The sequence below is a fragment of the Actinomadura sp. GTD37 genome, from assembly GCF_041951365.1.
In the GTDB taxonomy this organism is placed as follows: Bacteria; Actinomycetota; Actinomycetes; order Streptosporangiales; family Streptosporangiaceae; genus Spirillospora.
The window spans coordinates 468,818-490,426 of record NZ_JBGNUS010000003.1 but is presented as its reverse complement, the minus strand read 5'-3'; the positions used below and the strand labels follow the sequence as shown (position 1 = coordinate 490,426).

Sequence of the window (21,609 nt, the reverse complement as noted above, 5' to 3'; positions counted from 1 at the left end):
AATGTATGATTCAGGCGGAGGCCGGTCAACCCCCGCCGGCCGGACGTCCCGGCGTCACGAGGAGGAGCGGACGATCCGGCGGACGGCCGAGACGGCACGGGCCAGGTGCGGTTCCGAGCGGTCGGTCCGATGGGCGATCGCGAGGTCGACGTGCACGGCGGGCCGCACCAGGGGCCGGAAGACGACGCCGTCCAGGGCCAGGACCGCCACCGGCTCAGGGACGACGGCCACGCCGAGGCCGCCCGCGACCAGGGTGATCAGCGTGGAGGTCTCGCCGACCCCGTGCCGGATCCGGGGCTCGACTCCGGCGTCGCGGAAGAGCCCGAGCACGACGTCGTACATCACCGAGCGGCGGTCCGCGGAATGCACGATGAGGTCGGCGTCCGCCATGTCGGTGACCGCGACCCGCGGCAGGGCGGCCAGGGGATGGTCGGCGGGGACGGCGACGACGAGCCGGTCCCGGCGCAGCGGCAGGACGGTGAGCGACAGGTCCGCGATCGGCGGACGCAGCAGCGCCAGGTCGATCTCGCCCGCCCGCAGCGCCGCGGTCTGGTCGGGCACCAGCATCTCGCCGCGGAACGAGAAGTCGACGCCGGGCAGTTCCAGGCGCAGGCCGCGCGACAGCGCGGGCAGCAGGCTGTAGGTCGCCGAGCCGACGCAGCCGAGGGCGAGGTGGCCGACCGCTCCGGCCGCGACCCGGCGGGCCTCGTGCGCCGCCTCGTCCACCTCGCCGAGGATCTTCCGGGCGCGGGCGAGGTAGCCGCGGCCCGCGTCGGTGAGGCCGACCCGGCGCGTGCTCCGGTGGAGCAGTTCCACGCCGAGTTCGGTCTCCAGCCGGCGGATCGCCTGCGACAGCGGCGGCTGGGCCATGTTGAGCCGTTCGGCGGCGCGGCCGAAGTGGAGTTCCTCGGCGACGGCGACGAAGTACCGCAGGTGGCGCAGATCCATATGCCGATCGTCTTAATCCGAGCGAATATTGATACTTCACTATATCAAGGCAGGCCACTTAGCCTCGATGTCATGAGCTCGTACCTGTACTCCGCCGTCCGGACCCCGTTCGGCCGGTTCAACGGCGCCCTGTCCGGCGTACGTCCGGACGACCTCGCGGCCGGCGTGATCACCGCGCTGCTGGACCGGGCGCCCCGGCTGGACCCGGCCGCGATCGGCGAGGTCGTCTGGGGCAACGCGAACGGCGCCGGCGAGGAGAACCGCAACGTCGGCCGGATGGCCGCGCTGCTCGCCGGGCTCCCGACCGGCGTGCCGGGCACGACCGTCAACCGGCTGTGCGGGTCCAGCCTCGACGCGGCGATGATCGGCTCCCGGACGATCGAGTCCGGCGACGCCGAGGTCGTCCTCGCCGGCGGGGTCGAGTCGATGACCCGGGCGCCCTGGGTGCTGCCGAAGCCCGCCGGGGGCTTCCCGGCCGGCGACCTCGCCGCGGTCTCCACCACGCTCGGCTGGCGGCTGGTGAACCCGCGCATGCCGAAGGAGTGGACGGTCTCGCTCGGCGAGGCGAACGAACTGCTCCAGCGGAAGTACGGCGTCGGCCGCGAGCGCCAGGACGCGTTCGCGCTGCGCTCCCACCGGCTCGCGGCGGCCGCCTGGGACGAGGGGTTCTACGCCGACCTGGTCGTCCCCGCCGGGGACCTCGAACGGGACGAGGGCATCCGCGCCGACTCCTCGATGGAGAAGCTGGCCGCGCTCAGGCCGAGCTTCCGCGCGGACGGCACGATCACCGCCGGCAACGCCTCGCCGCTGAGCGACGGCGCGTCCGCCCTGCTGCTCGGCTCGGCCGCCGCCGCCGACCGGATCGGCCTCGACCCGCTCGCGCGCGTCGCCGGACGGGGCGCGTCCGCGCTCGACCCGCAGGACTTCGGGTACGCCCCCGTCGAGGCGGCGGACCGCGCCCTCGCCCGGGCCGGGATCGGCTGGGACGACGTCGGCGCGGTCGAGCTCAACGAGGCCTTCGCCGTCCAGTCGCTGGTGTGCGTCGACGCCTGGGGAGTCGACCCGGAGATCGTCAACACCAGGGGCGGCGCGATCGCGATCGGCCACCCGCTGGGCGCCAGCGGCGCCCGCGTCCTCGGCACGCTCGCGAAGGTGCTCCGCGAGCGCGGCGAGCGCTGGGGCGTCGCCGCGATCTGCATCGGCGTCGGGCAGGGCCTCGCCGTCGTCCTGGAGAACACGGAGGGAGGGGCATGAGCCGCACGGAGATCGCGGACGGCGTCGACGCGGCCGTCCGCGGGATCGCGGACGGCAGCACCGTGCTGGTCGGCGGCTTCGGCTTCGCCGGGATGCCGTTCGACCTCATCGACGGGCTGATCCGGCAGGGCGCGAAGGACCTCACCATCGTGTCCAACAACGCCGGCAACGGGGACGTCGGGCTGGCCGCGCTGCTCAAGGCGGGCCGCGTGCGGAAGGTGATCTGCTCGTTCCCGCGGCAGAGCGACTCCCACGTCTTCGACGGGCTCTACCGGGCCGGGAAGATCGACCTGGAGATCGTGCCGCAGGGCAACCTCGCCGAGCGGATGCGCGCGGCCGGCGCGGGCATCGGCGCGTTCTACTGCCCGACCGCCGTGGGCACCCCCCTGGCCGAGGGCAAGGAGACCCGGACCATCGACGGGCGCGTCCACATCCTGGAGTACCCCATCAAGGGCGACGTGGCGCTGATCAGCGCCCACCGCGCCGACACGATGGGCAACCTCGTCTACCGCAAGACCGCCCGCAACTTCGGCCCCGTCATGGCGACGGCCGCGACCACCACGATCGTGCAGGTGGGCGGCGTCGTCCCCGTCGGCGACCTCGACCCGGAGGCGGTCGTCACGCCCGGCATCTACGTCGACCGCGTCGTGCGGGTCGAGGACCGGCGGTACACCGTCCAAGGAGCGCGCTGACCATGTCCCTGACCCCCGACGAGCTGGCGGCGGCCGTCGCCCGCGACATCCCGGCGGGCTCGTTCGTCAACCTCGGCATCGGCCGTCCCACCAAGGTCGCCGATCACCTCCCGGACGACTCGGGCATCGTGCTGCACACCGAGAACGGCATGCTCAACATGGGCCCCGCCGCGGCCGGCGACCAGATCGACCCCGATCTCACCAACGCCGGCAAGGTGCCCGTCACCGAGCTTCCCGGAGCGTCGTACTTCCACCACGCCGACTCCTTCGCCATGATGCGCGGCGGCCACCTCGACGTGTGCGTGCTGGGCGCGTTCCAGGTCTCGGCGGCCGGGGACCTCGCCAACTGGAGCACCGGCGCCCCCGGCGCCATCCCCGCCGTGGGCGGCGCGATGGACCTCGCCATCGGCGCCAAGCAGGTCTTCGTGATGATGACGCTCTTCGACAAGGAGGGCCGGTCGAAGCTGGTGCCCGAATGCACCTATCCGCTGACCGGCGTCGGCTGCGTCAGCCGGGTCTACACCGACGTCGCCGTCATCGACGTCGGCCCGGACGGGGCGGCGGTCCGCGAGACCTTCGGCATCACGGTCGACGAGCTCCGCGACCGGCTGCCCGTCCCCCTGAAGACGGCCTGACGGCCGCAGGGCCCGCCAGCGCGGCCCGCCACCACGCCCTCACGCGGGCCGCGGTGGCGGGCCGCGCTTCGTGTACGGGCCCGGCCGGACGGCCCTGACGCTGTCAGATCCCACGTCCGGGTGTACGGATGTGCGCGGCGGACAAGCTGACAACAACGATCTTCTTGAGGACACGCGGCCGCCCGGGTGACGGTGGACTCCGCCGTGGGCTTCACCGCCCAGCTCCCGTCACCAGGAGAACCGATGAAGCTGCCCTCAATCGCCGCCGCGCTCGCGGCGGCGGCCCTGCTCCCGACCCTGACCGGCGCGTCCCAGACGCCGGCGGCGCTGGCGGCGGACGCCAAGGCCCTGCCCAGCCTGAACATGGAGGCCACCGTCAAGGCGGCCCAGATCGACCCGCGGCGAGCCGACGACACGCTGACGCCGGGCGCCAAGGCCAGCGTGCTCCTCGTCGAGCGGGCCCTACGCGACCGGAACCTGCTCGACGCCCAGTGGGTGGACGGCTACTTCGGCACCACCACGATCGCCGCCTACGCGAAGTACCAGAAGTCGCTCGGCTACACCGGCCTCGACGCCAGCGGCCTGCCCGGCAGGACGTCGCTCGCCAAGCTCGGCGCCGGGCGCTTCACCGTCACCCGCGTCGTCCAGCCGGGCGCCCGGGTGTCCACCGGCGGCGTCGTCGTCAACACCCGCACGCGGGACATGCTGGCCGAGGCCGAGCGGCTGCTCGGCCGCGACCTCGCGCTGGACCAGGGGTCGTACAACCCCGGCGGCGACCCCACGTCCGCGGGCACCCACGACGGCGGCGGCGTCGTCGACGTCTCCGTCGACGGGATGAGCGCCGCCACCCGCACCGCCGCCGCCCGCGCGCTGCGCCGCGTCGGGTTCGCGGCGTGGGTGCGCAGCCCGAGCCAGGGCGACTGGCCGTGGCACATCCACGCCGCCGCCATCAGCGACACCGACCTCTCCGGCCAGGCCCAGCACCAGACCGGCGACTACTACCTCGGCCTGAACGGGCTCGCCGACCGGGGACCGGACGACGGCCCGAAGGTCACCATCCGTACCTGGGAGGAGTACCGGCTCCACTCCTGACCCGTCCGAAATTCCACGCTCCCGCGAAAAAGAAGGAGAACACCATGAGCAAGCTCAACAAAGCGCTTACCGTGACGACCGCCGCACTGGCGCTCGGCGGGGCGGCCACCGCCCTCTTCTCGCCCGCGTCGGCGGCCGCCCGCAACGGCGTCTGCGACAGCGGAGAGTTCTGCTACTACTACAACAGCGGCAACGCGGGGTCGATCTCCGACTTCACGGGCTCGATCGCCGACTACGGCACCACGCAGCCGTCCTGCTACGACTTCAAGGGCACGGGCAACGGCAAGGGCGTGTGCGTCAAGAACAACGCCGCCTCGGTCTGGAACCGCAGCACCAAGACCGTCCGCGTCTACTTCAACAGCAACTACGGCGGCACGTACCAGGACTTCAAGGCCGGAGCCAAGGGCAACCTGAACTCCAGCCTGAAGAACCAGAACGCCTCGCACCAGTTCTCGCCGTCGTCGCGCACGAAGATGACGACGGGCCTCTACAAGGCGAGCGGCGGCCGGATCACCTGCGGCTTCGACGGCTACACCACCACCCCCGGACGGCACGAGGGCATCGACATCGCCCGCGGCATCGGCTCGGACGTCCACGCCCTCGTGAGCGGCAAGGTCATCTACATCGCGCGCGGCGCCAACGGCAGCGGGGGCCTCTCCACGATCTCCGTCTACAACTCCTCGCTGAACAAGACCGTCATCTACCTGCACTCCGCGCCGCGGTCCTCGCTGAGCGTGGGCCAGTCGATCAGCAAGGGCGCGGTCATCGCCGACGAGGCGTGGCGCGGCGTGTCGTCCAGCTCGGGCGCGCACACCCACGTCGAGATGCGGCTCGGTAAGCAGACCCACGCGGCCAAGAGCGTCGGCGACTCGCACCTCGACAACCCGAACCCGACCTCGTTCTGGCACTCCCAGGGCTACAACATCGCCTGACTCCGCGGTCCCCACCAGAACAGGAAGGCAACTGTTGTGTCGACACGAACCGCGCGGCTGATCCCGCGGCTCACCGCGGCGGCCGCGGCGATGGCGCTCGGCGGGACGGTCTTCATCCCGGCGTCGTCCGCCTCGGCGGCGAGCCGCGACGGCGTCTGCGATAGCGGCGAGTTCTGCTACTACTTCAACAGCGGCAACGCGGGGTCGGTCTCCGACTTCACCGGCTCGGTCGCCGACTACGGCACCGCGCAGCCCTCGTGCTACGACTTCAAGGGCACGGGCAACGGCAAGGGCAAATGCGTCAAGAACGCCGCCGCCTCGGTCTGGAACCGCAGCGGCAAGACCGTCCGCGTCTACTTCAACAGCAACTACGGCGGCACGTACCAGGACTTCAAGGCCGGAGCGAAGGGCAACCTGAACTCCAGCCTGAAGAACCAGAACGCCTCGCACAAGTTCCTGAGCTCCGCACCGCCGACCGGGTGCAAGACCGACGGGACGAACAGCAAGCTGCCCACGACGATCCTCGTGTACCGGGCGTCGCTCGACCGCGTGGACCGGGTCGCGTTCAAGACCTACGTCAAGAACGTCCTGCCCAACGAGTGGGTGTCGAGCTGGCCGACGGAGTCACTGCGGTCCGGGGCCATGGCCGTCAAGAGCTACGGCTGGTACTGGGCGCTGCACTCGACGCGCAAGACGTCCGACGGCCGGTGCTTCGACGTCTACGACACCACGTCGAGCCAGGTGTACAAGCCCGGCTCCGCGAAGGCGTCGACGAGCGCCGCGGTGGACGCGACGTGGGGCACCCGGATGACCCGCGGAGGGAGCATCCTCCAGGCCCACTACTGCTCCACGACGACGGCGTGCGGCGGCTGGGTCACCGGTGACTGGATGTCGCAGTACGGCTCCCGCGACAAGGCCAACGCGGGCTGGAGCTACTCCAGGATCCTGAAGGCCTACTACAGCGGGATCACGCTCTCCTGATCCCGTCCGACCCTGGTTCCCCGCCGTGCCCGCCACGGCGGGGAACTAGCCTTCTCCGACGATGACCTGGAAGTTGACCGGACGGCTGCCGGGATAGGCGACCCGCCCCGAGGCGTCCACCATCTTGAACCGCACGTAGCACAGGCCCGGCTTCCGCGGCGTGGTGATCTCGGCGCGGATGTCGACCATCTCGCCGGGCCGCGTGTCCGCGATCGGCACGTCGGAGATGGTCTGGCACTGGTCGGCCTGCTGCGGGACGTCGAGGCGGCGCAGCGAATACCCCTGCCACGGCACCTTCCCGGTGTTCTTGAGCCGCCACACCTTGGTCACGGTCCTGCCCGCGCCGACGCGCGTGCAGTCGGGCAGCGTGATGTCGGCGATGAACGCGGCCGCGTCCCCCTTGTGCACCGGCGCGGCCGGCGCCGGATTGGTCGCGTGCACCGGGCAGTCGGCCGGCGACAGCGCGGCCTTCGACGGCGCGCCGGAGGGCTTTCCGCCGGAATCGCGGTCGACGGCGACCACGACGACGACCACCGTCCCGACCCCGATGGCCGCCGTCACCAGCGCGACCGCCACCGGCCTGGTCAGCCGCCCGCGGCCGGAACCGTGCCGGACGTCCTCGTCCGGCGGCGCGGGCGCGGACGCCACGGCCCCGCCGTCCGCCCGCGCCTCCTGCGACGGGATGGTGATGTGCGCGGCGGGCCGCTCCGCGGCGCTCGTGAGGGAGGCGCGCACCACGGTCGCGGGCTCCCCGGCGCCCGCCGACCTGACCGCCTGGTTGGCCCTCTCCCACCGCTCGCGGTACGCGGCCGGGTCCGCACCGCACGCCTTGACGAACTCGCTGGTCGTCCCCCAGCTCGGCAGCCTGTTGCCCTTCGTGGCTTCGTGCAACGTCGTGTGCGAGATCGCCCCTGACCGACCGGACATCTCCCGGAACGGTGGGTTACCGACCGATTCCCGCAGTTCCCGCAGGATCGCCGCGAAGTCCTCGATCGCCTCCGCCTGTGCACGCATGTCGTCCACCGGGTGAAGCTAACAGCGCCACGCCCTCCGCTCAAGCACGAACCAGCACCGCCCCCAAAACCATCCGTCCTCGCACTGCCGCCCGCCGAGCGTGATCATCTACGCGTATCCGCATTTGACGCCGCGCCCGAGAACGTCCGGCGACGCGCGAGAGCGTTGCGGCCCACCGGCGGCTTTCCATTTTTCCCGGCGACTTGACGCTCCATCCCCAAACGGATTTCACCTCGGTTGTGCGCGGGCACAGTCTTATTCGAACGCCGGGTCCCCATGCTCCCGCCCGACGGTTCCAGGCTGATGACCATGGTCGGATACGGCGTCATCGACCCCACCGGCACCTGGTCCTACGACGCGGGCGCCGACGACCGGTGTGCCCATGGGCGGCGCCGTCGACCGCTTCGGGCGCGTGCTCGGCCACCGCGGCCTCTACGTACTGGACGGCGCGCGCATCCCCGGCTCCACCGGCGACTGCAACCCTTCCATGACCATCGCCGCCCTCGCCGAGCACAGCATGGCCGGCATCCTCCGCCAGGACCTCAGCCGCGTCTTCTAGCGACCGCCCGGGGGCCGGGCCGCCAGCCGGTCCCCGGGCCCGTCCAGTCCATTCCGGATTTCCCATCGTTCCGTCCAATGGCGCGTAGGTTCATTTCTGACCGAGCGTGTGCATGGAGGGGAGGATGAACATCTTGCGACGATGCATGGCGGTCGCAGTGGCGCTATTGGTGGCGGCGGGGTGGCTGATCGCGTCGTTCAAGCAGTCCCCCGGCGGGGTGTGGCAATTGCCGGGTCGCGGCGCCGGAGAAGGGGTATGGCGCGGTTCTCGAAGCGCCCATCGCCGGCGGTGGGAGCGAACAGCGCGTCGGCGTGAACATCTCCTCTCCGTGTTTCCGGCATCCGGACGCGCTGCCGAAGGGCCGGTCGTCGTAGATCTGCTCGGCGAGAGTCGTCTTCCTTCGCGCGGTGGTGGGTGGGGTCAGGGGGCGGTGATCCGCGCTCGGGCGCTCTCGCCGTCGGACAGGAACGAGGCCAGCCGTTCGCCCTCCTCCGTGACGGCGGTCTGGTCGCTCTTGGCGAGGCCGTGCAGCGGGGTGACGGTGACCGTGTCCGCTTCGACGCGCCAGGTGGCGGCGACCCGGCCGTCCACGAGGACGACGCGCTCACCTGCGACGGAGAGCCCGCGGTGGGCGTCGTCGATGATGCGGCCGCGGTCGTGGTAGCCGAGGATCGCGTTGTCGAACGCCGGCAGGAAGCGCACCGGGGCGGGCACGTCCGGGTCGGGGCGCGGCGCGCCGGGGAGGTCGAGCAGTTCGCGGCCGCGCTCGTCCCGGAAGGCGACCAGCTCCTCGCGCAGCGCGGCGACCGCGGCGGGCAGCCCGGCGAGGCCGCACCAGGCGCGCAGGTCGGCCGACGCGGCCGGGCCGAACGCGGCGAGGTAGCGGCGCGTCAGCGCCCGGCCGACCGGGTCCGTGCCGTCCGCGGGCAGCGGGTCGATCTCGCGGCCGAGCCAGGCCGGCAGCAGGACGTTGCGGACGCCGCCCTTCGTCCGCCACAGCCCGCGTGGCGGCGCCTGCGCCAGCGGGAGCGCGGAGACCAGCATCTCGCCCAGTGCCCGCCGTCCGGGGGCGGGCCACCGCTCGGCGACCTCCCCCACCAGCTCCGTCATCGTGCGGGGCCGGCCGTCGGCCATCACCGCGTGGCCCGCGGCCGCGAGTTCGCCGAGGTCCACCCCGTCGAGCTCGCGGCGGTAGGCCCCGAGGACGCGCTGGCGCAGCATCGCCTGGTGGCGCGCCCGCCAGGCGAGGACGTCGGCGGCGGTGACGAGGTGGACGGTCCGCCGCATGAGGTGCGTGCGCACCACGCGCCGCCCGGTCAGGGCGTCCGAGAGCTCCGCCGGGTCGAACGCGCGCAGCCGCGACCAGAGCCCGGTGAACGGCTCCTGCGGTTCCTGCGCCTGCATGCCGCAGAGGTGGGCGACGGCGTCGACGGCCGGCAGGGCGGCGCGTTCGAGCAGCAGCTGGCGGGCGAGGGCGGCGCGGTTGAGCGCCCGGTCGTCCAGAACGGTCATGGGGTGGTCGGCTCCTCGTCCCCCGCGTCGGGGCAGCCGCTCCGCCCTGCGACCACCCACAATGGCAGCAATTGCGGTCAGATCCCGTCCGCTTTCCAGGGGTGGACCACCGGCCCTGACCGGCGACGAGCTGGGCACGTTCCACTTCCTGGCCGTCCGCCTCCTCCGCGCCCACACCGAACACGACGAACGGAGCTGATCAGGGATCGGAGGGGGGCGGCTCCAGCATGGGGACGAGGAAGCGCCGCGCCAGGGCGGCCAGCTGGGCGTCGTCGTCGAGGTCGACGAGGTGGCTGGGGATCGCCAGGAAGGACGCGGATATCCGGACCATCATCTCGGCCACGAGGTCGGTGTCGAGGCCGCCCGACACGGTGCCCGCGCCCTGCTCGCGGCGGAGCTGGCCCGCGACGAACTGCCGGACGGTCGCCACGGTCCGCCCGCCGTCACTGACCATGGACGGCACGATCAGGTCCGGTTCGGTGGCGATCAGGCCGCCGATCAGCGGGTTGCGGCGGATGGCGCGCAGCGCGCTCACGAAGCCCAGCACCACGCGGTCGGCGGCGGTCTCGGCCGCCCCGATGTCGAGGAGGAACTGGTCGAAGTAGCGGCGGAACTCCCGGCGCACGACGTGTTCGACCAGCGCGTCCTTCGTGGCGAACCGCCGGTAGACGGTGATGCGGGAGACGCCGGCCAGGCGGGCCACGTCCTCCATGGTGGACCGCTGGACGCCCATCCGCGAGAACTGCTCGTAGGCGGCGTCGAGGACGCGGGTCCGGGCCTCGTCCATCTCGTCGACCTGCTCGACGGCGTCGGTGTAGGCGCGTTGGAGCAGCGACTCCTCGCCGCCCGACGGCGCCATGAGGAAGGACAGCACTGAATCCACGGTCTCCTCCCTAGGTGACCGATTCTGCCGCAATGAGGGTGACCGTCACAGAGGGTCTTGTGGTGGCCGTCACCTTGTGTTCTCATTAGCGCTGTCGCTGATGATACACGGAGACGGCTTGCGTTTCAGCGTATCTCCCGCGGCGCTCTCACCCCGAGGAGGAGCGTAGGCATGGACAAACCCACCAGACGCCACGTGTTGATGGCGGGCGGGACGCTGGGCGCGGTCGGCGCGCTGAGTGTCGCGGCGCCCGCACAGGCGGCACCACTGTGGACGTGGTCGCCCAAGGGATCGGTCGCGGGCGCCGGCAAGGGCGCCGACCCGCGGTGGGTGTGGGACCCCGAGTGCGACGCGCTGGTCGCCTCACTGCTCGACAAGGGCGTCGTTCCCGAGGTCAACAAGCTGCTGAAGACCTGGACCAAGAACGGCCAGCCGCTGCCCGCCGGGCTGCCGGCGGAGCTGCGGGACTTCATGGAGCGCGCCCGGCAGCTCCCGTCCTGGGCCGACCAGGGCAAGCTCGCCAAGGCGTTCGAGTTCAACGAGAAGCGCGGGCTCTACCTGGGCGTCACCTACGGTTTCGCCAGCGGGATGATGAGCACGGCCATTCCGCATGAAGCGCGCGCGGTCTACTACTCCAAGGGCGGCGCGGACATGCGCGACCGCATCACCAAGACCGCCAAGCTCGGCTACGACGTCGGCACCGAGAATGCCTTCGCGCCAGACGGCGAGATGATCGTGACCTGCGTCAAGACGCGGCTCGCCCACTCCGGCGTGCGGAACCTGCTGCCCAAGTCCCCGTACTGGAAGAAGGCCGCCGACGAGGAGATCCCGATCAGCCAGGCGGACATGATGGTCACCTGGCACAGCCTACCCACGACGGTCATGAAGCAGCTGACCAAGTGGAAGGTGCCGATCCCCGCCGACGAGTCCGCGGCCTTCCTGCACTCCTGGCAGCTGACCGCGCACATGCTCGGCATCCTGGACGAGTACATCCCGCAGTCGTGGGACGAGGCCAACTCCCAGGCCGCGCAGGTCCTCGACCCGATCCTCGCTCCCACGACCGAGGGCATCAAGCTCGCCGACATGCTCCTCAACCTGGCGTCCTTCATCGACCTGGGGATCCTGTCCAAGCCCGTCCTCGGCGCGCTCACCCGCTTCGTGCTCGGCGACGAGATCGCCGGCTGGCTGAAGATCCCGCGGGAACCGCTGTGGGACCCGATCTTCGAGAACCTCTGGGAGCCCTTCGTCGCCGTCCGCGAGGGCATCCTGGAGATGACCGACGCGCCGAAGCAACTGCGGCAGGTCTACTGGGTGTTCGACGAGATCATCCGCCAGGTGGTCCTGCTCGTGCTGTCCGGGGCCGACTACCCGATCAGCATCTCGATCCCCACGATGAACAACCCGAACTACTGACCTGCGCCGCCGCGCAGCGCCGTGGGGCCCGGAATCTGCGGATTCCGGGCCCCACGGCGTGAAACTTCCAGACATGTGTGACACTTCTCCCCATCGCCGCGCTCTGTGATCATGGGCTCGGTCATGATCGGAGAACCATGCTGAAGCGCACATTGATCGGGGCGTCGGCGGCCGCCGTCGCCGTCGCGGGCACCGTGACCTGGACGGTCACCTCGTCCGGGACGACGGCGACGACCGCGTCGGCCACCGGGCCGGGGGCCGGGCGGGTGCACGCGCGCACCCTCCAGGAGATGCCCAGTGCGGCCTCCGGCGGGAAGACCGCGGGCCTGCCCGCCGCCAAGACGGACCCGTTCAGCCTCGTCGGCGTCACCTGGGACCGCCCCCGGGACGAGCTCCGCGGGAAGGTCCGGCTCCGCACGCGGAACGCCGGGACCGGCGCGTGGTCGGGCTGGCGCGTCCTGGAGCCCGACCTCGCCGACGCCCCCGACCGCGGCGGGCGCGGCGGCACGAACGGGCTGTGGGTCGGCCCGTCCGACGGCGTCGAGGTGCGCGTGGCCGGGCAGGGCCGCACCCTCCCGGCGGGGCTGCGCGTCGACCTGGTCGACCCGGGCGCCCGCGCGGCGACGCCCACGCCGCGGGCCGCCGGGCCGGACGCCGCCACCGGCATGAAGCTCGTCGCGGCCACCAGCCCCCTCACGGCGCCGGTGACCGCGCCGAAGCCGGCGATCACGGCGCGCGCCGGGTGGGGCGCCGACGAGTCCATCGTCCGGAACCCGCCGGCCTACGACGCCTCGCTCAAGGCGGCGTTCGTCCACCACACCGACACGGGCAACGGCTACACCTGCGCCGAGTCGGCCTCCGTCATCCGGTCGGTGTTCCTGTACCACGTGCAGAGCCAGGGCTGGGACGACATCGGCTACAACTTCCTGGTCGACAAGTGCGGCACGATCTTCGAGGGACGGGCCGGGGGCGCCGACCGCCCCGTGCACGGCGCCCACACCTACGGGTTCAACACCGACAGCACCGGGATCGCCGTCCTCGGCACCTACACGGCGGCGAACGACGCCGAGGTGCCCGGCGTGGCGCCCAGCAAGGCCGCCCTCGACGGCGTCGCGAAGATCGCCGCCTGGAAGCTGGGGCTGAGCGGCGTCGACCCCACCGCGAAGACGACCCTGACCTCGAACGCGCCGGACGGGACGGGCGGCAAGTACCCCTTCGGGCAGGACGTCGTGTTCAACACGATCTCCGGGCACCGCGACGGCTTCGCGACCGCCTGCCCGGGAGTGCAGCTCTACAGCGCGCTGCCCGCCGTCCGGACGGCGGCGAAGCAGCTCACGGTCCCGGCGCTGACCGCCACCGTGACCGGTGCCAAGGCCGCCGGCGGGCTGTACTACACCAAGAGCACGGCCACCGTGAACTGGACGCCGGCCGACGGCGCGACCTACACCGTCAGCGTGGACGGGACGACGGCCGCGACGCCCGCGGCCGGGGCGTCGTCCGCGGCGGTGACCCTCGCGCCGGGCACGCACAGCGTCCGGCTGCACGCCGCCCTCGCGGACGGCACCGCCTCCGCCTCGCCCGTCTTCACGGTCGTCGCGGACACGACTCCTCCGGTCATCTCGTCCCAGGCGCTGTCCCTGCGCAGGGCGACGGTCAACAGCACGGCGGTCCCCGTCTCGCTGACGTGGAAGGCGACCGACAACGCGCTGCTCGGCTCGCTGAAGGCCACCTCGCCGATCGCGAAGACCTTCTACACGACCACGACGAGCTGGTCGGCGGACGCGAAGCCGCTGGCGACGCAGTCGTGGTCGCAGACCGCCACGGACGCCGCGGGCAACGCCACGACCAGCGCGATCAGCCGCTACGCCGGCGGCATCAGCGAGGGCTCCGCGCGCCGCACCGGCACCTGGAAGCTCACCACGACCAAGTACTACCTGGGCGGGCGCGGGCTCTACACCACGTCCAAGGGCGCGAGCGCGAGCTGGACGTTCACCGGCCGCACCGCCGGCCTGATCTTCAAGCGCGCGTCCAACCTCGGCGCCGTGCTCGTCTACGTGGACGGCGCCAAGGTCGGCACGCTGGACACCCGCTCCTCGTCCACGGCCTACCGGCAGCTCATGTGGACGCGCGCCTGGAGCACCAGCGGCAAGCACACCATCAAGATCGTCGTGGCAGGCACCTCCGGCCGCCCCTTGGTAGGCATAGACGGCCTGGTCTACCTCCGCTGACGAGCCACGTCGACCTGCGGCGTGTTGTTGTTATGAGCCCCTAGATAACAACAACACGCCGCAGGTCAACGCACCGGCGCTAGGCGGCGGCCAGGGCGTTGCCGATGATCCAGCCCATGCCGAAGGCGGAGAGCAGGCCGTTTCCGGACAGGTAGCCGTCGGAGTGCGGCCCGGCCAGGCCGCAGGCGGTGCCGCCGCCCGCGTAGAGGCCGGGGACCGGTGCACCCGACCCGTCCAGGACGCGGCCGGACGGATCGATCACCAGGCCGCCCTGCGTCGCGAGCAGGCCGTGCGTGACCCAGGCGAAGTGGTAGGGCGCGGTGAGGCGGCGGCGGCCGGGCAGCGGGGCGAGGGCGCGTTCGGTCTCCCCGGCCGTCCGGCCCAGCGACGCGGCCAGGTCCTCGATGCCGGGACGGTCCTGGACGGCGCCCGCCGCGAGGCATTCGCGCATCATCTCCGACTCGCGGGTGGCGGCCATCGCGGTGGCGTCCCAGATCATCGCGGCGCGCTCCGCCGGCCGCCCTTGCAGCACCCCGGCCAGGGACGAATAGCCCTTGGACTCCTCGTCCACGAACCGCTCCCCGTGAAGGTCGACCAGCACCGCGCCGTTGAACGGCAGCGCCGGGGACACCCGGGTTCCGTGGCCGACGACGACGAGCCCGGACCGCAGCCCGGCGCCCATGTTCCGGAGCCGCCCGCCCAGCCGCAGCGCCCAGGCCAGCGCGTCGCCGGTCGAGGTGGAGACACCGCCGTAGAACGGGTTTCCGAGGTGGGGCAGGTGCTCCTCGACCAGTGACCGGTCGCCCGCGAAGCCGTCGGCGGCGAGCACGACGGCGCCGGCCCGGACGCGCTGCGAGGCCCCGTTCTGGGAGACGACCACGCCGGTGACCTCGCCTTGTTCCGACACGAGGCCGACGACCGGAGCCTCGTCGACGAAGGCGATGTTGTCGTGGCCTTCGAGGAGGGCCCGCAGGTGGCGCATGAGCCGTCCGCCGCCGAGCCGCCCGATGTCGGTGTGCAGGCGGGGAGCCGTCATGCCGGCCCGGGGCATGTCGGTGCCGACCTCGACGGGATGGCCGGTGTCGGCGATCCATTCCACGAATTCCGGCGCGGCCGCGCAGAGCGCCTCGACCACCGGACGCCATTCCTCGTCGCCGCTGGCGCGCAGGATGTCGTCGGCGTGCCGCTCCGGCGAGTCGTCGATGCCGGCGGCGGCCTGGAACCGGGTGCCCCCGGCGGCGAGGGAGCCCGAGGAGATGGCGGCGTTGCAGCCCTCCCGGGCGGACTTCTCGAAGACGGCGACGACCAGGCCGGGATCGCGCGCGGCCCGAAGCGCGGTCATCACCCCGCACGCGCCGCCGCCGACCACGGCGACGTCGACCTCGTCGTCCCAGCCGGTCATGCCAGGGTCCCGTTCGTCCCGTAGAAGTCGCGGGCGGCGTCGATCAGCGGGCGGGGCGGCCGCGCGCCGTAGAACCCGGTCCGGGCCGGGGCGAGGCCGGTGGCGCGGAACTGCGCCGCGCGCAGTTCGGCGACGCGGACGCAGGTGCCGAGGGAGTCGAGCACCGGCACGCCGTCGACCCGGGACAGGCCCTGGTCGGCGAGGAACACGTTGAGCGGCCCCTCGCCTGGGACGATGACGTTCGCGCCGTCCGAGATCGCCTTGCGCGCGGCGCGGGTGAACGCGTCCAGCAGCGGCGCGGGGTCGGCGTACGCCGCCATGACTCCGGCGAACTCCGCCTCCACCTGGACGATCGGCCCGACGAGCGCGTCCAGCCGGTAGTTGCGGAGGTTGCGGCGGAGCTGCGGTTCGAGGGCCCCGATGAAGTTGACGATCCCGACCCGGTCGCCGAGCGCGCCGGCCATCAGCACCGAGGTCTGGCCGAACGCGACGACCGGGATGTCGACGACCGTGCGGACCTCCTCGTACGCGGTGTCGGGGATGGTCGCGATCAGGAAGGCGTCGTACCCCTCGTCGTCCGCGCGCAGTGCCGCGTGGACGAACTGCTCCCTGTGCAGCCCGGCGAGGTAGGCGTAGCCGATGTGCGTGCCCGGATAGTCGGACGGGTAGGTGCCCGGCTTCATCCCGTGGAAGTCGATCTCTGTGCCGGGCGCCGCCTGCGACCGCAGGTGGCGGGCGAGCGCGTCGCGGTAGTGCGGGACGTCGTCGAGGACCGTGAACGACTGGTGCCAGATCCGCATGGTCACGCCTCCGCCGCGCGGGCGGCCGCGTTCGCGCCGGCGATCCGGCCGAACGTCGCGCCGCGCAGCACCGAGGTGGAGCCGGTGTAGTTCGAGTAGTACAGCCCGGTCAGCTCCCCCGCCGCGTACAGGCCGGTCATGGGACGGCCGTCGCGGTCGACGACCTCGGCGGCGGAGGTGGTCTTCAGTCCGCCGAAGCTGAACACGTTCGCCGCCATGATCGGGTAGGCGGCGAACGGCCCCTCCGCGACGGGCCGACTCCAGTTGGACTTCGGCGGGACGAGCCCGCCGGTCGCGAGACCGTCCGGCGTGGCGTGGTCGAAGCCGTCCTGGGGCGGGCAGGCCGCGTTGTACTCCTCGACGGTCGACTCGACGGCCGCGGCGGGCAGGCCGAGCCGCCGCGCGAGGTCGCCGACGGTGTCCGCGGTGACCGGCGGGACGTCGGTGCGGACGCCCGCCATCAGGTTCGGCACGGCCAGCCCCCGCTGGTCGAGGATCACCCAGGCGATCCCGTCGGTCTGGTCCTGGATGGACCGGGTGGTCCGCTCGTACCAGGCGTCGACGGTGCCGCGCGCCTCGTCGACGAACCGCCGTCCCTCCTTGTTGACCAGCACCCCGTACGGGAAGCAGAAGATCGCGGCCTCCGGCTCCCCGCTGCGCGGGTCGACGGGCTCGGCGTGGAAGAGGGCGAAGTTCCCGGCGGTGGCGGCGCCGAGCGCCAGCGCCATCTCCAGCCCCTCGCCCTTGTTGTAGTTGCCGCCCTTGGCGACGGGACGGCAGGTCAGCGCCCGGTCGCCGTGGTAGCGGGCCATGAGCTCGAAGTTGCCCTGGTAGCCGCCGCTGGCGAGGACGACCGTCCCCGCGAACGCCGCCGGCCCGCCGGGCGTGTGCGCGAACACGCCGTCGACGCCCCGCTCGGAGAACGTGAGGCGGCGGGCCGTGGTCTCGAAGTGGAACTCGACGCCGAGCCCGCGCGCGGCCTTGCCCATCGTCTCGACGATGGCCAGGCCGCCGCCGACCGGCGCCATCCGGGTCGTCGACCGGGTGAGGAAGGGGGTCGGCATGAAGTCGAACCGGACGCCGTGGCCGGACATCCAGCGCAGCGTCGGCGGCGCGTGCTCGGCCAGCGCGGCGACGTAGTCGGGGTCGACGGTGTGGGTGGCGCGGTAGAGCGCGCCCTGCCGGTGCGGCGGGAGCGCCGCGTCGTTGACGATGGACGGGTCGGGGTGGCCCATGAAGTCGTCCACGAGGGCGTCCTCGAAGCCGTCGGCGACCTCGTCCAGCGACTTCATGCGCAGGAACGCCTCGGTGTGGCGGGTGTTGCCGCCGGTCTCGGCCTCCGGGGAGCGTTCCAGGACCGCGACGCGCGCGCCGCGCTCGGCCGCCGAGACGGCCGCCGACAGGCCGGCGACCCCGCCGCCGACCACGACGACGTCGTAAGTGCGGGTCATGAACGGTCTCCGCGGAACTCGAGCTCGGCGGAGCCGATCACCGAGCCGAACAGCGGCAGCATGTTCGTCACGGAGAACTCGTGGAAGTCGGGGCGGAACGAGGCGCACATGTCCTCGACCACGGTCACCTGGAGGCCGGAGTCGGAGGCGTGCCGGGCCGCCGACTCGACGACCAGGTTCGTGGCGACGCCGCCGAGGACGACCTCGGTGACCCCTTCGGCGGCCAGGACGTCGCGCAGCGCGGTCCCGACGAACGGGTCGACGCAGCCCTTGTCGATGACGGGTTCGCCCGCGACCGGCGCCAGCGCCTTGACGATCTGCGCCTCGGGCGAGCCGGCGAGCATCGCGCGCTGCTCCTCGTAGGGGTCGAAGCGCGGCAGCCGGTTGGTGCGCAGCCTGTAGGACGGGTCGAAGGCCAGCCGCACGTGGACGACGAGCGTCCCGGCGGCGCGGGCGGCGGTCAGCACCCGCTCGGCCGTCGCCAGCACGCCGCGCTCGGCGATCTGCGCGGCGAGCGGAGGCATCCGCAGGTGCGGCCCCTCCTCGCAGAGCGCGACCTGGTAGTCGAGCATGAGCAGGGCCTTCTTGGCGGTGGTCATCGTTGTCTCCTCGGAAGGGGTCGGGGTCACCAGGCGGACCAGCCGCCGTCCACGTACACGACCTGGCCGGTCATGTACGAGGCGGCGGGGCTCGCGAGCAGGAGCAGGGGGCCGGCGAAGTCGGTGTCGGGGTCGCCGAGCCGGCCGAGCATGGTGCGGTCGCCGAACCACTTCAGGCGGTCCGGGTCGGCGCCGAGCGCGGCCGTCATCTGGGTCGGGTAGAAGACGCCGGGGGCGAGGCAGTTCACGGTGACGCCGTGCGGGCCGAGTTCGGCGGCCAGCGAACGGGTCACGTTCACGACTCCGGCCTTGGACGCGTAGTAGGCCGACTCGGGGACGGGCCCGACGCGTTCGGCGTAGACGGTGGTGAGGTTGACGATGCGGCCGCCGCGTCCCTGCCGGGTGAGCGCCTGACCGGCCGCGCGTCCGACCAGCCAGGTGCCGGTGAGGTTGACCCGGACGACCCGCTCGAACTCCTCGACCGACGTCTCGTCGTAGGGCTTGCGCAGCATGACGCCCGCGGCGTTGACGACGACGTCGAGCCGTCCGTGCCCGGCGATGACGCCGTCGACGAGCGCGGCGACGGACGCCTCGTCGGTGACGTCGACCTCGTGGGTGCTCGCCCCGCAGGCCCCTGCGGTGGTCGCGAGGTCGGCGGCGCGCTGCGGCAGGTCGGCGACGGCGACCTGCGCGCCGGCCTCGGCCAGCGCCCGCGCCGCGCGTTCGCCGAGGCCGCCCGCTGCCGCGCCGACCACCAGGGCCACCTGGCCGGTGAGATCGAATGCCGCCGTCACCACTGAAGCTCACTCTCCTCGTTCGCGGCGTTCCGGCCCGCGAGCCGTCCGAAAACGCCCGCCTTGCCGATGGACGTGCCGGTCATATAGCCGGCGCCGTGGAAGCCGCCGGTGATCTCCCCGGCGGCGTAGAGCCGTTCGATCGGTTCGCCCCACCAGTCGAGGACGCGCATGCGGGTGTCGACGGTGAGCCCGCAGTACGTGGCGAGCACGACCGTCCCGGACGGGTGGGCGTAGAAGGGCGGCCGGTCGATCGGCGTGGGCGCGCCGACCCCGCCGGACAGGCGGGCCCGCCCGAACGGGTCGGCCCCGCCCCGCTCGATCGCGGCGTTGTACTCGGCGACCGTGCGCCGCAGCGACCCCTCGGGCAGGCCGATCTCGGCCTCCAGCCCGGCGATCGTGCCGGCCTTGAGCAGCATCCCGGCGCGCTCGCGCCCGGCGAACTCGTAGATGGGGACCTCGTCGTTGGCCAGCGCCATCGTCCGGGCGTCGAAGACCTGCCAGGTGGTCACGCCGGGCTGGGCCAGCGCGGCGTCGCCGATCTCCTTGTAGTTCTTCGACTCGTCCACGAACCGGCGGCCGTCGCGGTTGACCGCGATCGCGCCCTTGTAGACCGCGAGGATCCCGGTGCCGTCCTCGTCCGGGTGCTCGACGTGGTAGTGCCCGTAGGTGCCTTTGATGTAGGGGGTGTCGCGTACTCCGGCTCCGAGCGCCATGGCCATCTTGAGGCCGTCGCCCTGGTTGCCGGCGCCGCCCTGGCGCAGCGCGTGCTCCATCTGCGGCGCGAAGGTCGCGAGCAGGTCCGGGTTCATGGAGAAGCCGCCGGTGGCGAGCACCACCGCGTCCGCCAGGATCTCGCGGCCGTCGGCGAGCCGGACCCCGGTCACCCGGGAGCCGTCGTGCAGCAGCCGGCCGGCCGGTGCGCCGGGCATGATCCGGGCGCCGAGCTCGCCGGCCGCCGTGAGCAGCAGTTCCAGCATGCGGGTGGTGTCGGCGGGATGGCTGCGCGGCGCCGACTGGCCCGAGGCGGCGTGGATCTCGCCGTACCGGACGCCGTGCCCCTTCAGCCAGCGGTACGTCCCGAGCTGGTGCTCGCAGTACAGGTCGACGAGCGCCGGGTCGTTGCGCCGCCGCCCGACGTCGAGGAGGTCCTCGCGGAGCAGGTCGACGGAGTCGGCGATGCCCTGCTCGGCCTGCTCGTCGGTCCCGGCGAACGCCGACAGCCCGGCGGACTTCACCGTGGAGCCGCCGATCTCACCGGCCTTCTCCAGCAGCAGGGCGTACTGCCCCGCTTCGGCGGCGGCCAGGAGCGCGGCACATCCGGCGAGGCCCGCGCCCAGGACCAGGACACCCACCCGCTCGGGCAGCTCGGTCTCGACCGGCAGGCCGGGGACGAGGCTCACTTGGCGCTTCCCAGCTCCCGGTCGAGCGCGGTCTCGGCGGCGCTGAACCCGGGCAGGTTGAACAGGTCCTGCCGCTGCGCCCAGGTGGCCATCCGGCCGGCCCGGGACGCGGTCTCGCCGCGCTCCCGCAGATGGTCCAGGGCCTCCCGGCCGGCCAGGTGCATCGAGCGCATCAGGTAGTTGGCGAACAGCACGACGCCGAAGCCCAGCCCGGCGTACTCCGCCACGTCCAGCTGCGGGGTCTTGCCGCCCTCGACGACGTTGACGATCAGCGGGACGCCGGCCAGCTCGCGTCCGACGAGGGCGAGTTCGTCAACCGTCCGGGGCGCCTCGACGAACAGCGCGTCGGCGCCGGCCTCGGCGTAGGCGCGGCCGCGCGCGATCGCCTCGTCGATCCCGTACGCCGACCGGGCGTCGGTGCGGGCGATGATCACGAGCCGGTCGTCGGTGCGCGCCTCGCACGCCGCCGCGATCTTGGTCTGCATGTGCCCGGACGGGATGAGCGTGTGCGAGTCGAAATGACCGCACCGCTTCGGCATCTCCTGGTCCTCCAGCTGGAGGCCGGCCACCCCGGCCCGCTCCAGCAGCCGGACGGTGCGCATCGCGGACAGCGGCCCGCCGTAACCGGTGTCGGCGTCGCAGATCAGCGGGATGCGGGTCGCCTCGGCGAGCCGTCCGGCATGGTCGGCGACCTCCGCCTGCGAGATCAGCCCGATGTCGGGCAGCCCGAACCCGGCGTTGGCGAGCCCGGCGCCGGTGGCGTAGACGGCGGCGAAACCGGCCTCCTCGACCAGCCGGGCGCCGAGAGCGTCGGTCGCGCCGGGCAGCGCCAGCGGCTCGATCGCCGCGCCCGGCCGGGACGCCGTGGCGGCGGCCAGCGCGGCGCGCAGCGCGACCCGCTTGTCGCGGGCGGTCGGGCCGGGGCCGACACCGGTCAGCGACGAGAGCAGGCCCGGCTCCCAGGGCGGGGTGTGCGGCACGGCGACTCCTCCATGTAGCGATTACTACAGACGTTAA

20 protein-coding genes are annotated in these 21,609 nt (G+C 72.6%); 9 read left to right on the top strand and 11 right to left on the bottom strand.

Annotated elements, in window-relative coordinates; all coding sequences use genetic code 11:
* Positions 1–54 precede the first annotated feature (54 nt).
* A complete protein-coding gene (locus ACA511_RS20665; RefSeq protein WP_375026063.1) occupies positions 55–948 on the bottom strand; it encodes a LysR substrate-binding domain-containing protein in 894 nt (297 codons plus the stop codon).
* 72 nt (positions 949–1,020) lie between these two features.
* On the opposite strand from ACA511_RS20665, the gene ACA511_RS20660 reads away from it, so the two are divergent.
* The 6 genes from ACA511_RS20660 to ACA511_RS20635 all read left to right on the top strand — a co-directional run bounded on the left by ACA511_RS20660 (position 1,021) and on the right by ACA511_RS20635 (position 6,534).
* Positions 1,021–2,202: a thiolase family protein gene (locus ACA511_RS20660; protein WP_375026061.1), complete on the top strand. Its 1,182-nt coding sequence runs from the start codon at positions 1,021–1,023 to the stop codon at positions 2,200–2,202.
* Positions 2,199–2,894, top strand: a complete 696-nt coding sequence (locus tag ACA511_RS20655; RefSeq protein WP_375026060.1) for a 3-oxoacid CoA-transferase subunit A — start codon at positions 2,199–2,201, stop codon at positions 2,892–2,894. The genes ACA511_RS20660 and ACA511_RS20655 overlap by 4 nt, the downstream gene beginning before the upstream one ends.
* Positions 2,895–2,896: 2 nt before the next feature.
* Positions 2,897–3,529: a 3-oxoacid CoA-transferase subunit B gene (locus tag ACA511_RS20650; RefSeq protein ID WP_375026059.1), complete on the top strand. Its 633-nt coding sequence runs from the start codon at positions 2,897–2,899 to the stop codon at positions 3,527–3,529.
* Between the two features lie 243 nt (positions 3,530–3,772).
* Positions 3,773–4,621, top strand: a complete 849-nt coding sequence (locus ACA511_RS20645; protein WP_375026058.1) for a peptidoglycan-binding protein — start codon at positions 3,773–3,775, stop codon at positions 4,619–4,621.
* Positions 4,622–4,665: 44 nt separating this feature from the next.
* Complete coding sequence (locus ACA511_RS20640) at positions 4,666–5,553, top strand: peptidase inhibitor family I36 protein (protein ID WP_375026056.1); 888 nt, start codon at positions 4,666–4,668, stop codon at positions 5,551–5,553.
* Between the two features lie 36 nt (positions 5,554–5,589).
* Complete coding sequence (locus ACA511_RS20635) at positions 5,590–6,534, top strand: SpoIID/LytB domain-containing protein (RefSeq protein ID WP_375026055.1); 945 nt, start codon at positions 5,590–5,592, stop codon at positions 6,532–6,534.
* A 45-nt stretch (positions 6,535–6,579) separates the two neighbouring features.
* Here the strand turns inward: ACA511_RS20635 and ACA511_RS20630 are convergent, their stop codons facing one another.
* Positions 6,580–7,548: an NBR1-Ig-like domain-containing protein gene (locus ACA511_RS20630; RefSeq protein WP_375026292.1), complete on the bottom strand. Its 969-nt coding sequence runs from the start codon at positions 7,546–7,548 to the stop codon at positions 6,580–6,582.
* Positions 7,549–7,924: 376 nt separating this feature from the next.
* Here ACA511_RS20630 and ACA511_RS20625 point away from each other — a divergent pair, with 376 nt between their 5' ends.
* Positions 7,925–8,107, top strand: a complete 183-nt coding sequence (locus ACA511_RS20625) for a GMC oxidoreductase (protein WP_375026054.1) — start codon at positions 7,925–7,927, stop codon at positions 8,105–8,107.
* Positions 8,108–8,527: 420 nt separating this feature from the next.
* Here the strand turns inward: ACA511_RS20625 and ACA511_RS20620 are convergent, their stop codons facing one another.
* Positions 8,528–9,619 (bottom strand): winged helix DNA-binding domain-containing protein, encoded by a 1,092-nt coding sequence (locus ACA511_RS20620; protein WP_375026053.1) that lies wholly within the window; start codon positions 9,617–9,619, stop codon positions 8,528–8,530.
* Between the two features lie 199 nt (positions 9,620–9,818).
* A complete protein-coding gene (locus ACA511_RS20615) occupies positions 9,819–10,502 on the bottom strand; it encodes a TetR/AcrR family transcriptional regulator (RefSeq protein ID WP_375026052.1) in 684 nt (227 codons plus the stop codon).
* Positions 10,503–10,673: 171 nt separating this feature from the next.
* Here ACA511_RS20615 and ACA511_RS20610 point away from each other — a divergent pair, with 171 nt between their 5' ends.
* Together ACA511_RS20610 and ACA511_RS20605 are read left to right on the top strand one after the other, a co-directional pair.
* Positions 10,674–11,915, top strand: coding sequence for an oxygenase MpaB family protein (locus tag ACA511_RS20610; RefSeq protein ID WP_375026050.1), 1,242 nt, complete (start codon positions 10,674–10,676; stop codon positions 11,913–11,915).
* 137 nt (positions 11,916–12,052) lie between these two features.
* The gene (locus ACA511_RS20605) at positions 12,053–14,143 is read left to right on the top strand and encodes an N-acetylmuramoyl-L-alanine amidase (RefSeq protein WP_375026048.1); all 2,091 of its coding nucleotides are present in this window, start codon (positions 12,053–12,055) and stop codon (positions 14,141–14,143) included.
* Positions 14,144–14,222: 79 nt separating this feature from the next.
* Here ACA511_RS20605 and ACA511_RS20600 read toward each other — a convergent pair whose 3' ends face one another.
* From ACA511_RS20600 to ACA511_RS20570, 7 genes are read right to left on the bottom strand one after another with little or no spacing between them, the layout of a single operon-like run.
* Positions 14,223–15,545 (bottom strand): FAD-dependent oxidoreductase, encoded by a 1,323-nt coding sequence (locus ACA511_RS20600; protein ID WP_375026047.1) that lies wholly within the window; start codon positions 15,543–15,545, stop codon positions 14,223–14,225.
* Complete coding sequence (locus ACA511_RS20595) at positions 15,542–16,345, bottom strand: aspartate/glutamate racemase family protein (RefSeq protein ID WP_375026046.1); 804 nt, start codon at positions 16,343–16,345, stop codon at positions 15,542–15,544. The genes ACA511_RS20600 and ACA511_RS20595 overlap by 4 nt, the downstream gene beginning before the upstream one ends.
* 2 nt (positions 16,346–16,347) lie before the next feature.
* Positions 16,348–17,796, bottom strand: a complete 1,449-nt coding sequence (locus ACA511_RS20590; protein WP_375026045.1) for an FAD-dependent oxidoreductase — start codon at positions 17,794–17,796, stop codon at positions 16,348–16,350.
* Positions 17,793–18,395, bottom strand: coding sequence for a cysteine hydrolase family protein (locus ACA511_RS20585; protein WP_375026044.1), 603 nt, complete (start codon positions 18,393–18,395; stop codon positions 17,793–17,795). Before ACA511_RS20585 ends, ACA511_RS20590 begins: the two co-directional genes overlap by 4 nt.
* Positions 18,396–18,421: 26 nt before the next feature.
* Positions 18,422–19,192, bottom strand: a complete 771-nt coding sequence (locus ACA511_RS20580; RefSeq protein ID WP_375026043.1) for an SDR family NAD(P)-dependent oxidoreductase — start codon at positions 19,190–19,192, stop codon at positions 18,422–18,424.
* Positions 19,186–20,592: an FAD-dependent oxidoreductase gene (locus ACA511_RS20575; protein ID WP_375026042.1), complete on the bottom strand. Its 1,407-nt coding sequence runs from the start codon at positions 20,590–20,592 to the stop codon at positions 19,186–19,188. Before ACA511_RS20575 ends, ACA511_RS20580 begins: the two co-directional genes overlap by 7 nt.
* On the bottom strand, positions 20,589–21,572 hold the full coding sequence (locus ACA511_RS20570) for an oxaloacetate decarboxylase (protein WP_375026041.1): 984 nt from the start codon (positions 21,570–21,572) through the stop codon (positions 20,589–20,591). The genes ACA511_RS20575 and ACA511_RS20570 overlap by 4 nt, the downstream gene beginning before the upstream one ends.
* Positions 21,573–21,609 lie beyond the last annotated feature (37 nt).